The organism is Rhodovibrio salinarum DSM 9154 (genome assembly GCF_000515255.1).
Taxonomy (GTDB): Bacteria; Pseudomonadota; Alphaproteobacteria; order Kiloniellales; family Rhodovibrionaceae; genus Rhodovibrio; species Rhodovibrio salinarum.
In genome coordinates this window covers 3,093,688-3,107,030 of sequence record NZ_KI911559.1, presented here as the reverse complement: position 1 = coordinate 3,107,030, position 13,343 = coordinate 3,093,688, and the positions used below count along the sequence as shown (strand labels likewise).

Below are 13,343 nucleotides of genomic sequence, written 5' to 3'. Positions count from 1 at the left end.
GAGGGGCCGTGGACGGATGACGCCGCAGCGGCAACTGATCTACTGGCTCGCCGGCCTCGGCGCGATCCTGTTCGCCTTCTGGCTGCTGAGTAATGTCCTGGCGCCTTTCCTGATCGGCATGGCGGTCGCCTATTTCCTGGATCCGCTATGCGACAGGCTGGAGCGGCTCGGGCTGTCGCGCACGCTGGCGACCTCGCTTGTGACTGCGTTTTTCGTGATCGCAGTCGCGCTCGTGCTGGCGCTGCTGGTGCCGATGATCGTCGGGGAACTGGCTTCCCTGGGCAAGCAGGTGCCGGGCTGGATCGACCTGCTGCGGACGCGCTTGGTCGAGCTGTCGGATATGCTGCGCACCGAGGTTGACCCCGCGATTCTGGAACGGGTGCGCAGCTACGTTGAAGGGCTGCAAGGCCAGCTCTCCAGTTGGGCCGCCGGGCTGCTCCGTAACGTGCTCTCGGGCGGCGTGGCTTTGTTTAACGTGCTGTCGCTGTTGCTGATTACGCCGATCGTTGCGTTCTATCTGTTGCGCGACTGGGATGCGCTGGTGTCAGCGGCTGATCGGATGCTGCCGCCCGCGTACGCCGACGTGATCCGCTTGCAGGTGCAGAAGGTTGACGAAACGCTGTCCGGCTTCGTCCGCGGGGTTGGAACGGTCTGCCTGACGCTGGGCGCGTTTTACGCCACGGCGCTGACGATCGCGGGTCTGGACTTCGGCCTGGTGATCGGGTTGTTGGCCGGGTTGGTGTCGTTCGTGCCGTTCGTCGGCGCCACGCTTGGCTTCATCGCCAGCGTCGGCATGGCGCTGTTGCAGTTTGACGGCTACATCATGGTGTTCGTGGTGGCGGCGATCTTCTTCATCGGACAGTTTGTCGAGGGCAATTTCCTGCAGCCGATTCTGGTCGGCGATCGGGTCAACCTGCACCCCGTTTGGATCATTTTCGCCCTGCTGGCCGGCGGCACGCTGCTCGGTTTCGTCGGCGTGCTGTTGGCGGTGCCGGCAGCGGCGGTGATCGGGGTCGCCGTACGCTTCTTCGTCAATCGCTACCGGGCGACGGTCCTGGGCGTCGGCGACGATCCGGGGGATCCCGCGACCGCAGCCCGCCTGCGCGCGACAGTCGCCGGGAAGGAGACCACGTGAGCATGCCGGCCCAACTGCCGCTCGACCTGCCGCACCGCCCGGCCCTGGGGCGCGAGGATTTCCTGGTCGCGGAGGCGAACCAGACCGCCGTGGCCTGGATCGACCTGTGGCCCAGTTGGCCGCAGCCCGCGTTGGTGCTGCACGGACCCGCGGGCAGCGGCAAGACCCACCTGGCTCAGGTCTGGCGTCATACCAGTGCCGCCGCCGAGGCGGATGCCACGCGCCTGCTGGCGGCCGATCCGCCGGATCTTCTGGGCGATGGCACCGAGTTGCTGCTGGACGACGCCGACCGCGTGATCGCGGAGGCGCGTGATCGGGCCGTCGTGGAGCGCCGGCTGCTGCACCTCTACAATGTCGTGCGCGAGCGCGGCGGCCATTTGCTGCTGACCGCGCGCAGCGCCCCGGCGCGCTGGGAATTGGCGCTGCCCGATCTGCGCTCGCGTCTGCAAGCGGCAACCTGTGCGGAGCTTGGGGCGCCTGACGATCAGCTGATCCAGGCGGTCCTGATTAAACTGTTCGCCGATCGTCAGCTGCGCGTCGCCCCGGAAGTGGTGCGTTTCCTGCTGCTGCGCATGGAACGGTCGTTCGCGGAGGCTGAGCGGATCGTGGATGCGCTCGACGCCGCCTCGCTGGCTGAACGCAAGGAGATTACGGTGCCGTTGGCCCGCCAGGTGCTGAACGCCGACATCGGTGGCAGGTTCGCGGACGAAAACGACAATGGCGCAGGGGAGAGCGACGATGGATCTGGGGATCGCGGGTAAGACAGCGCTGGTCTGCGCGGCCAGTCGGGGGCTGGGCTATGCCTGTGCGCACGCGCTGGCGCGCGAAGGCGTGTCGGTGACGATCGTGGCGCGTACGCAGGCGGACATCGAGCAGGCGGCGCAGGAGATCGCTCAGGCGACCGGCAGCACCGTGACCCCGGTCGCCGCCGACATCACCACACCGGACGGGCGTGCGGCCGCGCTGGCAGCCTGCCCCGAGCCGGACATCCTGGTCAACAACGCCGGCGGGCCGCCGCCGGGCGACTTCCGCGACTGGCACCGCGACGACTGGATCGCCGCGCTGGACGCCAACATGCTGGCGCCGATCGAACTGATCAAAGCCACCGTGGACGGCATGATCGGCCGTGGTTTCGGGCGGATCGTGAACATCACCAGCGGAGCGGTGAAGGCGCCGATCCCGATCCTGGGCTTGTCGAACGGTGCGCGCGCCGGTCTGACCGGCTTCATCGCCGGGCTGAGCCGCGAGACGGTCAAGCACAACGTGACCATCAACAACCTGCTGCCGGGCCCGTTCGAGACCGCGCGTCTGGAAGGCACGCTGAAAGCCGCGGCGGACAAGCAGGGCAAGTCGGTCGCGGAGGTTCGCCAAGAGCGCGAATCGGGCAATCCAGCGGGCCGGTTCGGCGATCCGAAGGAGTTCGGCGACGCCTGCGCGTTCCTGTGCGCGGCGACGAACGGCTTCATGACCGGCCAGAACGTGTTGCTCGACGGCGGGGCCTATCCGGGCACGCTGTAGCCCGGCGCGGTGCACGCGGATGGCGAACGTTTCCTGCGGAACACCGCAGTTTCGCGCGATTGACAGGATATCTGGCGCCGAACATCTTATTTCCATGTAACTGTTTTGCAACGGTCGAAGGCGCCCTCTGTCCATGGCCGAGGAAGTCGAGCTGAAGCTCGCCCTTGCCCCGCACGATCTGTCCCGCTTGCCCGCAAGTGCGATGGTGCGCGCCCTTGCGACCGGGCCGGGTACGACCAAGCGGCTGAGTGCGACCTATTACGATACCCCGTCGCTCACGCTGCGGCGCCACGGCATTGCGTTGCGCGTGCGCCGGGATGGCAATCGCCTGACCCAGACATTGAAGGCGCCGCTGACGTTCGCGACCGCTGGTTCCACCGGCCCATCGCCTTCCCAGGTCAACGGCAACGGGCTGCAGCACCTGCGCGAGTTCGAGGCGGAGTTGGGCAGCGACCAGCCCGACCTGACGCTGATCGACGATGGCGAGCTGCAGGAGCTGTTCCGCGAAGAGGCGCTGGTCGATGAGTTGGAGCCGGTGTTCACCACCACCTTCGACCGCCGGACGGTGCCGCTGGAAATGGCGGACAGCACGGTTGAGCTCGCTCTCGATCAAGGGGACATCAGCGTCGCTGACGATCGCGAGGAAATCTGCGAAGCGGAGCTGGAACTGCAGGCCGGTCGGCCGTCGCGCTTGTACGAACTGGCGCTGATGCTGTCCCGCGACGTCAGCTTTCGCCTGGAGAACCGCAGCAAGGCCGCGCGCGGCTATCAACTCTACGCTGCCGAGCCGCCCAAGCCCTACAAGGCCGGCAAGCCGCTGCTTGCCCCCGGGATGACGGTCGCCGAAGCGTTCACTCAGCAGGCGCGCAGCTGCATCGATCAGGTGCGGGCCAACGAGGCGGCCGTGCTGGACGGCAGCGATCCCGAGGGCGTCCATCAGATGCGCGTCGGCCTGCGTCGGCTGCGCGCGCTGGTGACGGTTTACAAGAGTGTGTTCGCGGAGGAGCCGTATACGTTCCTGCGCACCGAACTGCGCTGGCTACAGCAGCAGTTGGGGCCGGCGCGCGAGTGGGACGTGTTTTTGAAGGAGACGCTGGCACCGCTGCGCAACCGGCTTCCCTCCGAAGACAGTTTGGAGATTTTGCAGCGGGAAGTTCACTCCCTGCAGCGCACCGCGTATGAGCAGGCGCGCACGGCCGTAATCGACCCCCGTACCGCAGAGTTGCTGCTGCGCTTGGAGCTGTGGCTGGCGGAGGGGGGCTGGCGGGCATCTGCCGTGCCGGGGCAAAGCGACCAAGGGGACTCGCCCGTCGAGCCGTTCGCCCGTGCCACGCTCGCCAAGCGCGCCAAGAAGGTGACCAAGCTGGGCAGGCGTCACGACACGTTGAGCGAGGGCGAGCTGCACCGCTTGCGCATCCAGTGCAAGAAGCTGCGCTACGCTGCGGAGTTCTTCGCCGGACTGTTCCCGAAAAAGCCGACCAAGCGCTACTTGAAGGGGCTGGAAGCAATCCAGGATCGCCTGGGCGCGGTCAACGACGCGGCAACCGGGCAGCGCTTGTTGGACGATTTGGACCGCCGGTTGAGCGATCATACCCAGACGCATGGGCAGGGCGGCGAGGCGCTGGCCGCCAACGCAACCGGCATCGTGCTGGGCTGGCAGGCCGCCTTGATGGACCGTGAGTTGCAGGCCTTCCACGCGACTTGGGACCAGTTCGCCGCGCAGAAGGCGTTCTGGAAGAAGGGGTAAGCTGCAGCTGCCGCACGGCCGGGGCCTGAAGCGGAGATTAACCCGCCAAATCCTTCGGTCGGACGAAGCGACTGAGATAGCCCGTGTCGCGGCCGACCTTGTCCCAGGTGTCGACATTGAAGGTCAGCTCGGCGATCGCGGCGGTCGGGTATTTGCTCTGCAGCGTCGCCAGCGCCTGCAGGTCGCCGTCGCCGGCCAGCAGAGCCGCAGCCTCTTCCATCGCGGGATTGTGGCCGACCAGCATCAAGGTATCGATCTGTGCCGGCGCGCCGCGGACGACGGCGATCAGTTGTTCCGGTCCGGCGTCATAGACCGCCCGGCGGACGTCGACTTCCGGGGCCGGCTGTAGTTCGTCGGCGACCAGCTCCCAGGTTTCCCGCGCCCGCGCGGCGCTGGAACAGATCACAAGGTCGGGCCGGATGGCCTGGGTGCGTAGCCAGACGGCCATACGCGGGGCCGCCTTGCGCCCGCGCGGGGCGAGCGGACGGTCGTGGTCGGCAAGGCTGGGATCGTCCCAGCTGGATTTGGCATGGCGCAGCAGATAGAGCGTTTTCATAGCGGTAAGTGGGGCCTCCGGTTCGGTGGTGTGACGGCGGGTACGAGGGTCGAAGCAACCGGTTTTGCCCCCCACATGGCCTGCGTGGGTACGCGCCGACACACAAGGGGACATAGATGCGCTGTCATCGGCGGTTCATTTTGCTTTGGTAGGTGAATGCCGTAGTTTGACTCCCTGGAATCGCGAAGAACCACGAGGCGACTTTGACCGAAAGCCAGCACCCTGCGGCCCCGAAGCTCGACGACGAGGAACGCCTGGATCTGGAAGGCGCGGCCGATGGGCGTGCCGATATGGCGGCCAGCGAGGCGGATGCCGAGGGCCGCTACATCAACCGCGAGCTCTCCTGGCTGGACTTCAACGAGCGCGTCCTGGAGGAGGCGTTCAACCAGAACCATCCGTTGCTCGAGCGGCTGCGTTTCCTGTCGATCTCCGCGTCCAACTTGGACGAATTCTACATGGTCCGCGTGGCTGGCCTGAAGGGGCAGGTGCGCGCGGGGATCACGACCCCCAGTCCCGATGGCTTGACCCCGGCCCAGCAGTTGCAGGCGATCAACAAGCGTGCGGGCGATCTGGTGCGCCGGCAGCAGGCCAGTTGGGTCGAGTTGCGCCGCCTGCTCCGCGAGGCGAACGTCAGCGTGGTCGATTCCAGCGAGCTGACGGCGGATGAGAGCGTCTGGATCGAACGCTACTTCAAGGAGCAGATCTTCCCGGTGTTGACGCCGATCGCGGTCGATCCGGCACACCCCTTCCCGTTCGTCCCCAATGCGGGCTTCGCCATGGTCCTCCAGTTGCGCCGAAAGGAGGACGACGAAAACATCGATGCGTTGATGATGATGCCCCCGCAGCTGGAGCGCTTCATTCGCGTGCCCGTAGAGGAGGGGAGCAGTGAGATTCGCTTCCTGCGGATCGAGCAGGCGATCGAGCTGTATCTCGACGAGCTGTTCCCGGGTCTGGAAGTGATCTCGATGGGCTACTTCCGGGTGCTCCGCGACAGCGATATCGAGATCGAGGAAGAAGCCGAGGACTTGGTGCGCGTGTTCGAGAGCGCGCTCAAGCGTCGGCGGCGCGGCTCTGCGATTCGGCTGTCGATCAACTCCGAGATGCCGGAGGATCTGCGCACCTTCATCGTGCGCGAGTTGAACGTACTGCAGGAGGACGTGTTCGAGCTGGACGGCCTGATCGGTCTGTCCGACGTCAAGCAGCTGATCGTCGGGGACCGCCGCGATCTGGTGTTCAAGCCGTTCAATCCACGCTTTCCCGAACGTATCCGCGATTACGGCGGCGACTGCTTTGCGGCGATCCGGCAGAAGGACATCGTCGTCCACCACCCCTACGAATCGTTCGATGTCGTGGTGCAGTTCCTGCACCAGGCCGCCAACGATCCGGCGGTGGTCGCGATCAAGCAGACGCTCTACCGCACCAGCGAGGACAGTCCGATCATCGCCGCCCTGATTGAGGCGGCGGAGAACGGCAAGTCGGTCACGGCGCTGGTGGAGCTGAAGGCCCGTTTCGACGAGGAGCGCAACATCCGCTGGGCGCGCAATCTGGAGCGCGCGGGCGTTCAGGTGGTCTACGGTTTCATCACCCTGAAGACCCACGCCAAGGTGTCGCTGGTTGTGCGGCGCGAGGGGCGCGGCCTGCGCTCCTACTGCCACTATGGCACCGGCAACTATCACCCGATTACGGCGAAGATCTATACCGACCTGTCGTTCTTCACGACCGATCCGGCGCTTTGCCTCGATGCCGCGCGGCTGTTCAACTACATGACCGGCTATGCCAAGCCGACGCCGATGGAAAAGATCGCGGTTGCCCCGCTCGATCTGCGGGAAAAGATGGTCAAGGAGATCGACAACGAGATCGCCCATGTGCAGGCCGGTCGGCCAGGGCAGATCTGGGCCAAGATGAATTCCCTGGTCGACACCGGAATCATCGACAAGCTGTATGAAGCCAGTCAGGCGGGCGTGGAGATCGAGCTGGTGGTGCGTGGTATCTGTTGCCTGCGCCCCGGCGTGCCGGGTATGAGCGAGAACATCGAGGTCAAGTCGATCGTCGGCCGGTTCCTGGAGCACAGCCGGATCGCCTGCTTCGGTAACGGTGCGGGGCTGCCCTCCTCGGAGGCGAAGGTGTATATTTCCTCCGCCGACTGGATGCCACGCAACCTGGACCGCCGGGTGGAAACGCTGGTACCGATCGAAAACGCAACCGTGCATCAGCAGGTGCTCGATCAGATCATGATTGCCAATCTGAAGGACGCCGCGCAGTCCTGGGAGATGGACCCGGACGGCAGTTGGACACGGGTCACCACCGATGAGGACGCGTTCAGCGCGCACACCTACTTCATGACCAATCCCAGCCTGTCCGGCCGCGGCAGCGCCCTGCGCAAGGCCAAGAAGGCGCCGCGCCTTCATCTGGGCCGCGCTTAGGCTTAGGCCCGGACCCCGCGGGATCGTTCACAGGCGGCTTGCCCCTCGATGCCATCGGCCACCAGCCCGTCCCAGCCCGCGTCGCCCACACCCCAGGACGCGCTTGGCGATGGGCGTGTGGGAGTCGTCGACGTCGGCTCCAACTCGATCCGTCTGGTCGTCTTCGACAAACTGGACCGTGCGCCCACCCCGGTATTCAACGAGCGGGTGTTGTGTGGGCTGGGCCGCGGCATGGATCAGACCGGGCGGCTGAATGACGAAGGCGTCAAGCTTGCGCTGACCAACCTGGACCGCTTTGCCCGAATCGCCCGGGCAATGGAGGTCGTTCGACTGGATCTGATCGCGACCGCCGCGACGCGTGATGCGGATAACGGCCCGCAGTTCGTCGCCGATGTCGAACGGCGCACGGGCTGCAAGGTGACCGTGCTGTCGGGGCTGTCGGAAGCGCGGTTGGCGGCGCTTGGCGTCGTCTCCTCGATGCCAGAGGCCACCGGCCTGATGGGTGACCTGGGCGGTGGCAGCCTGGAGTTGGTGCGCCTTGACCGGGGGCAACTGGGCGATGCGGTGAGCCTGCCGTTGGGGCCGTTGCGCCTGGCAGAGGTTTCCGGCGGCTCACGCGAGGCCGCTGTGGCGGAGATCGACCGTCAGTTGGACAACGTGTCCTGGCTCAGCGAAGCGGGCGGCGCCGATTTCTTCCCGGTCGGCGGGGCGTGGCGCGCGCTCGCGCGCATCCATATGGAGCAGACGCAGTATCCGCTGCACGTGATCCATGGCTATACCCTGCAGCGGCGAACCGCCCAGGACATGGCACGCGTCGTCTCGCGTCTGGGGCCGCGCTCGCTCTCGCGCATCCGCGGGGTGTCGAAGCGCCGGCTGGAGACCTTGCCGTACGCCGCGTTGCTGATGGGCCGGGTACTGCGCCGCTTGCGTCCGGAGGGGGTAACCTTTTCCGCCTTCGGGCTGCGGGAGGGGCATCTATTCGATCTACTGGAGGCCGAGCAGCAGACGCGCGACCCGCTGATCGCGGCGGCGAGCGATCTGGCACAGGCGGAGGGGCGCTTCGGCGATCTGGGCGCCGAGATGTTCGCCTGGACGGAGCCACTGTTCACGGACGAGACGGACGACGAGCGCCGACTGCGCCGGGCGGCGGGGCATCTGGCCGACATCGCCTGGCGGGAGCACCCGGATTACCGTGCGGTGCAGGCACTCTATCGCATCCTGCGTCTGCCGCTGCTTGCCCTGAACCACGCCGAGCGGGCGTTTCTCGCCTACACCGCCTTCATCCGCTATGGCGGCAAGCCGCACGAGAACGCCGCCCAGACGCCGCGCCAACTGATGGATGCGCGCCAGATCGAACGCGCGGAGATCGTCGGCAACGCCCTGCGTCTGGGCATCACCGTCTCGGCCGGCACCCGCGGCCTGCTCGCCAATGCCCGCCTGGAATGGCATGGCGAGACCCTGAACGTCCGGCTGCCCGACGACACGAGTGCGGCGCCAGGCGAGGTGGTGGAGAAACGCCTGAAAGCGCTCGTGAAAGCGGTCGGGGCGAAGCGCGGGGACGTTTTCTAGAGGACAAATGTGCCTTTTGGGGAGGCGCTGATATATGTGCCTCTCAAGACGTTCGTCCGCCTTGTGCAGCTTGATCGTCCCCAGGCGAGGGTGGCTGGCTCTTCGGTTGCAAACGTTCTGTCGTGGCGTCGACACCTGAACGTCATACCGCGTCGTTACGGTCCTCCGCAGCGATCCAAGGGAGGTCCAGCGATGTATGTTCAAGCAGGTCTAGACCGGTGCGTTGTGGAGGTGTCCGGCCATATTCTGGGGGTCGTCGTCGCGGATGCGGAGTCAGCTTATTTTATCGCAACGAGCGCGATCGCGGTATCGGCAGATGGCCGGGAGTTCACGTCCCTCGCGAGTGCCTTGCGGATGCTGCACAACAAATTCGCAGCGCAGGTCCATCAGAAGAACGGTGAAGACCCGCGCCTGGCAGCATAAGGTTTGAGGACGTGCGGCGCCTGCAGGCGTCCTAGATCGCAACGGCCGCATTGTTCGATGGCCAAGGATCAACCTCGGTATTGGTGCAATCCGGACCGTCGCAGGTCGGCAGTTCGATCGTGACGGTGGTCCCCTTGCCTTGCTGGCTGGTGATCGAGAGTCGACCTTCCATCGCAGCTACCAGGCGCTGAGACAGCGCCAGGCCGATGCCGGTTCCGTGGCGCCGGTTCTTGGCTGTCCATTGATTTTCAGCCCCTGTGAAGAAAGGTTCCATCACGTGGGGCAGGGCCTCGGCCGGGATGCCGGGGCCATCGTCCTCAACCCGAATCGCTGCTTTATGCGTGTCGATGTGGGTGGCCGTGATGCGGATCGCGGCGCCGTTGCCGTGTTTGATGGCGTTCCCGGTGACGTTGATCAGAACCTGCTTCAGCGCGCGGACATCGGCAGCCACGAAGAGATCGTCCGCAGGGTCGAAGGTGATCGCCGAATGCGCATGTCTGGAGATGGTCAGGACATCCTCCAGCACCTGGGACAGCGGCACGCAGGCGGTTTCCAAGGGGCGGCCACCCGCTTCGATCCGCGAGAGGTCGAGGACGTCGGTCAGGAGATCGAGCAGATAGAGCCCGCTCCTGTGGATATCATCGACGTAGCGTGTGTAGCGTTCGTCTCCCAACGGGCCGAACATGTTTTTCTGCATGATCTCGGTGTAGCCGAGCACGGCATTGAGCGGTGTGCGCAGCTCATGGCTCATGTTGGCCAGGAAAACGCTTTTCGACTGACTCGCCGTCTCGGCGGCCTGGCGTGCCTGTTCGTTTTCCCGGGCGAGGCGGATGAGCGCCACCTCGTATCTCAACGTGGCGCAGATCAACGCCAGCCCCACCAAGAAGAACAAGGCCGTCGCGATCACGATTTCGGCGAAATACTTGGACAGGGTCGGCCAGCCTGACCGTGGGGCGGCCCGCAGAATCCAGGTGGCATTGGCCAGTTGCGCGGTGGTCACCACGGCGGGCTCGTCGACCACGGGGCCGGTGCGGAAAAACGTCGTGCGGCCTTGGTCCGAGGATCCAGCGGTGCTGAGGGTTAGCGCCAACTGGTCCTGATATTTCGCGAGATCGAGGTGTGCCAGGAACGCCTCGACATCGAGTACGATCGAGGCGAGTCCCCAAAGGCGATTTTCCTGGAATGGGCTATCCGGCAGCCGGATCGGTATCCGCGCGATAATGCCCTGACCGCCTTGGACCAGATCCAGCGGTCCTGCCAGCGTGACTTTGTTCGTCTGCACTGTCTGCGCCACCCCCGGCCACTGTTGGGCGTGCTGACGCAGGTCCAATCCAATCGCCCGTTTGTTCGGTTCGATCGGGTAGACGTGTGTCACGACCAGACCCTTGGCCAAGGCGATGTTGCGGGTGAAGGTCTGGCTTTCGGTGGCGAGATCGGCGGCGAACTCAGCGAACTCGGTTTGATTAACGTCGGGTTTGCTTCGGACATAGGCTGCGAGGGCACGCAGGCGGCCGCTCTGGTTGCTCAGGGTGCGCTCAATCTCCACGCGCAGTTCGGTGACGGCATCCTGTGTCGCTTCCCGCAGCGTCTGTTGCGAATGGTCGTACGCCGTGCGTTCGGTCAGGTAGCCGACAAGCGTGCAGACCAAGAGCAGGAACAAGATACGCACCCCGGCCTGCTGGTTGCAGGCACGCATGCGCTCCGTGCTGATCGCGTCCGGGTCCGAGCCATTGATCGGGCCCGCCAGCCTGCGGCTGAAACGGATGCGCCAATCACATAGGTCTGGGAGGGATGGGAACAACATGGCGAACTGGAGCCGGCGATCCGCTAGGCATTTTTGGGAGGGATGTATTGGCGGCGCTTTGACCGGGCGAGCGGCGCGATGAGGTGATCGTCCCCCCACGGCTATGTTCGCCAAGGCTGGGCTGTTCTATTATTGCAACGCGAAACTATCTGCGTCGAGCCTGTCGCTTCAGAGCCGAGATGTTCAAGGACAGCCGCCACGTCGGCGATGCTGGACAAGCTGGCGAACTCGGGCTGCATCTTTTTGGCCCATAGGCTTAGCTTTCCAGGGCAGGTTCTACATGTGTCGTTTGGGCTGTTTGATGCTCCCGAGTCGTCTGTGGTGATGGGGGTCTCCGGGGGAACGAAAGCGTAATGCGCGTTCCCTGCTGCGGTGCGCTGTCGATCTCTATTGATCCGCCATGCAAGCGTACAAGACGGTCCACGATGGTCAGGCCAAGCCCGGTTCCGTCGTGCCGGCGCGCTAACGATCGATCCACTTGTCTGAAAGGTTGCAGGGCCAGTGTGATTTGCTCTGCCGTCATCCCAGGGCCCGTGTCGGCCACGTGGATTTGCACGGAATCTCCCAAATCCCAGGCTCTGACGACGATCTGGCCCTGTTGCGTGAACTTTGCCGCGTTGCCGATCAGGTTCAACAGTATTTGCTTGAGTGCGCGAGGATCGGCCCAGATTTCGATGTTGCCGACCTCGATATCGAAATGAACATCGTTGCCGGTGTGCCGTTGTTGGACCAGTTTGAGGCAGTCCGCGACCGATTTATCGAGGGCGACTGCTTCAGGAGTGATCTGGTAGCGTCCGGCTTCGATTTTCGACAGATCCAGAATGTCGTTGATCAACGATAGGAGGTGTTGACCACTGATCTGTATATCCTTGGCGTAGGCGCTGTAGCGATCGGTCGCGTGCGGGCCGAACGAGCGGTCCGCGATGATTTCAGAAAAGCCAAGGATCGCGTTGAGCGGGGTGCGCAGCTCGTGGCTCATCACCGCGAGAAAATCGGATTTTGCCCGGTTTGCTTCGGCTGCTTCCTGCCGTGCGTGGCTTTCGGCCTCCTGCTGGCGTTCGGCTTCTGCCTTTGCGCCCGCCAGTTCGCGGGCGGTGCGACCTAGCTCACGCGCGTGCTGTTCTTGGGTGGCGGCGCTTCGCGAGAGTTTCCACGCCCCAAACGTAAGCAGCAGCAACGCTGCGCCGGCCAATCCGAAGATCGGCGTCTCCCGATGAAACCATTGCTGCAGGATCGACTGCTCGCGCAGCATCCCGACGACGGCGATGGAAAAACGCTGGGAAGGCTGGATGGTGACAAGGGTTGTGCCCGTTTCTGTGGTGAACTCGAAGAGTTCGCGATCCCCAGTTCCGTCGGAGATTTCCTGACGTATCGCCTCGCGCAGCTGTGCCAGCGTTTCGGTTCTCTTTTGAGTGGCCACGATCGGGCGCCCATCTGCGCGCACCAGGGCATTCTCGCAGCCCTGGCATCCGTGGTTCGAGGAAAGCACGGGCAGGTAGTAGGTCGGCGTCAACGAGGCGGCGATGACCCCTCGGAAGCTATGTTGCCGGACGTAGATGGGCAGACTCATCACGCTCATCGAGCGCTGGCCAAGCCGGTCGCGCAGCGGCTCGCTGAAGTAGGGACCGTCATGACGGTCGATCGCGTGGGCGCGCCAGTACTGCCGGTCGAATAGGTCCAGGTCCGGTGTGACCCGGCTTGCATCTAGGCCGCGCAGATAGCCGTTCTGGTCGACCAGCCAGACCGCGCCAACATGCGGCAGGCGCGCCTCTGCCTGGCTCAGGGCTTGGTGGGTCGCGGTGGTGTTGACCACCTCGTCCCACGGCACGGTTTTGAACCGGTTGATCAGGGTTTTGAGTGTGAGGTCCGTGGCGTCTAGGGCGCGCTCGGTGTGGGAGACCAGCATGCGCGTATGCTGGACAAGCCCGGTACCGGCCTGCGCGCGCAAGTTGGTGTAGTCCCGCCAGCCGATCCAAGCCGTCGCTGCGATGAGCGCGCAGGCGATCACGCTCGATGCCAGAAGGATCGAGCGGGAAGTCGAGGCAGGTGGGGTGCCGCGGCGAGGCGGAGTCGGGGCCATGGCCGCGACAATTGCATTCAAGTCTTAGGAGTCGCTTAACGGAAGCGATCAGTCAAACAGGTGTTTATTTAGCAAATCCGACTGGAAC

Annotated in this window: 10 protein-coding genes; 7 read left to right on the top strand and 3 right to left on the bottom strand. The window is 64.7% G+C overall.

Features of this window, described 5'->3' with window-relative positions; genetic code table 11:
- The first annotated feature begins 16 nt into the window (after positions 1-16).
- The 4 genes from RHOSA_RS0114390 (at position 17) to RHOSA_RS22705 (ending at position 4,400) form a co-directional block, all read left to right on the top strand.
- Positions 17-1,135 (top strand): AI-2E family transporter, encoded by a 1,119-nt coding sequence (locus tag RHOSA_RS0114390; protein WP_027289221.1) that lies wholly within the window; start codon positions 17-19, stop codon positions 1,133-1,135.
- A gap of 2 nt (positions 1,136-1,137) precedes the next feature.
- Positions 1,138-1,896 (top strand): HdaA/DnaA family protein, encoded by a 759-nt coding sequence (locus RHOSA_RS0114385; protein WP_037256413.1) that lies wholly within the window; start codon positions 1,138-1,140, stop codon positions 1,894-1,896.
- On the top strand, positions 1,874-2,653 hold the full coding sequence (locus RHOSA_RS0114380; protein ID WP_027289219.1) for an SDR family oxidoreductase: 780 nt from the start codon (positions 1,874-1,876) through the stop codon (positions 2,651-2,653). The genes RHOSA_RS0114385 and RHOSA_RS0114380 overlap by 23 nt, the downstream gene beginning before the upstream one ends.
- Positions 2,654-2,786: 133 nt before the next feature.
- Complete coding sequence (locus tag RHOSA_RS22705; RefSeq protein ID WP_051432169.1) at positions 2,787-4,400, top strand: CYTH and CHAD domain-containing protein; 1,614 nt, start codon at positions 2,787-2,789, stop codon at positions 4,398-4,400.
- Between the two features lie 37 nt (positions 4,401-4,437).
- Here RHOSA_RS22705 and RHOSA_RS0114370 read toward each other — a convergent pair whose 3' ends face one another.
- Positions 4,438-4,956 carry a SixA phosphatase family protein gene (locus RHOSA_RS0114370; RefSeq protein WP_027289218.1) on the bottom strand — a complete coding sequence of 173 codons (519 nt, stop codon included), beginning with the start codon at positions 4,954-4,956 and terminating at the stop codon, positions 4,438-4,440.
- Between the two features lie 290 nt (positions 4,957-5,246).
- Here RHOSA_RS0114370 and RHOSA_RS22700 point away from each other — a divergent pair, with 290 nt between their 5' ends.
- The 3 genes from RHOSA_RS22700 to RHOSA_RS0114355 all read left to right on the top strand — a co-directional run bounded on the left by RHOSA_RS22700 (position 5,247) and on the right by RHOSA_RS0114355 (position 9,371).
- The gene (locus tag RHOSA_RS22700; RefSeq protein WP_037258553.1) at positions 5,247-7,379 is read left to right on the top strand and encodes an RNA degradosome polyphosphate kinase; all 2,133 of its coding nucleotides are present in this window, start codon (positions 5,247-5,249) and stop codon (positions 7,377-7,379) included.
- A gap of 48 nt (positions 7,380-7,427) precedes the next feature.
- A complete protein-coding gene (locus RHOSA_RS22695) occupies positions 7,428-8,948 on the top strand; it encodes a Ppx/GppA family phosphatase (RefSeq protein ID WP_051432168.1) in 1,521 nt (506 codons plus the stop codon).
- Between the two features lie 192 nt (positions 8,949-9,140).
- Positions 9,141-9,371 (top strand): hypothetical protein, encoded by a 231-nt coding sequence (locus RHOSA_RS0114355; RefSeq protein WP_027289217.1) that lies wholly within the window; start codon positions 9,141-9,143, stop codon positions 9,369-9,371.
- Between the two features lie 31 nt (positions 9,372-9,402).
- Here RHOSA_RS0114355 and RHOSA_RS0114350 read toward each other — a convergent pair whose 3' ends face one another.
- Together RHOSA_RS0114350 and RHOSA_RS24375 are read right to left on the bottom strand one after the other, a co-directional pair.
- Positions 9,403-11,067 carry a sensor histidine kinase gene (locus RHOSA_RS0114350; protein WP_037256407.1) on the bottom strand — a complete coding sequence of 555 codons (1,665 nt, stop codon included), beginning with the start codon at positions 11,065-11,067 and terminating at the stop codon, positions 9,403-9,405.
- 364 nt (positions 11,068-11,431) lie between these two features.
- Complete coding sequence (locus RHOSA_RS24375) at positions 11,432-13,255, bottom strand: sensor histidine kinase (protein ID WP_081728738.1); 1,824 nt, start codon at positions 13,253-13,255, stop codon at positions 11,432-11,434.
- Positions 13,256-13,343: the final 88 nt, after the last annotated feature.

Bases quoted from the DNA above. Each gene is read 5' to 3' on its own strand.
- RHOSA_RS0114370 (WP_027289218.1), bottom strand. From the start codon at position 4,956: ATGAAAACGCTCTATCTGCTGCGCCATGCCAAATCCAGCTGGGACGAT.
- RHOSA_RS0114390 (WP_027289221.1), top strand. From the start codon at position 17: ATGACGCCGCAGCGGCAACTGATCTACTGGCTCGCCGGCCTCGGCGCG.
- RHOSA_RS22705 (WP_051432169.1), top strand. From the start codon at position 2,787: ATGGCCGAGGAAGTCGAGCTGAAGCTCGCCCTTGCCCCGCACGATCTG.
- RHOSA_RS22700 (WP_037258553.1), top strand. From the start codon at position 5,247: ATGGCGGCCAGCGAGGCGGATGCCGAGGGCCGCTACATCAACCGCGAG.
- RHOSA_RS0114380 (WP_027289219.1), top strand. From the start codon at position 1,874: ATGGATCTGGGGATCGCGGGTAAGACAGCGCTGGTCTGCGCGGCCAGT.
- RHOSA_RS0114385 (WP_037256413.1), top strand. From the start codon at position 1,138: ATGCCGGCCCAACTGCCGCTCGACCTGCCGCACCGCCCGGCCCTGGGG.
- RHOSA_RS0114355 (WP_027289217.1), top strand. From the start codon at position 9,141: ATGTATGTTCAAGCAGGTCTAGACCGGTGCGTTGTGGAGGTGTCCGGC.
- RHOSA_RS22695 (WP_051432168.1), top strand. From the start codon at position 7,428: ATGCCATCGGCCACCAGCCCGTCCCAGCCCGCGTCGCCCACACCCCAG.
- RHOSA_RS24375 (WP_081728738.1), bottom strand. From the start codon at position 13,255: ATGGCCCCGACTCCGCCTCGCCGCGGCACCCCACCTGCCTCGACTTCC.
- RHOSA_RS0114350 (WP_037256407.1), bottom strand. From the start codon at position 11,067: ATGCGTGCCTGCAACCAGCAGGCCGGGGTGCGTATCTTGTTCCTGCTC.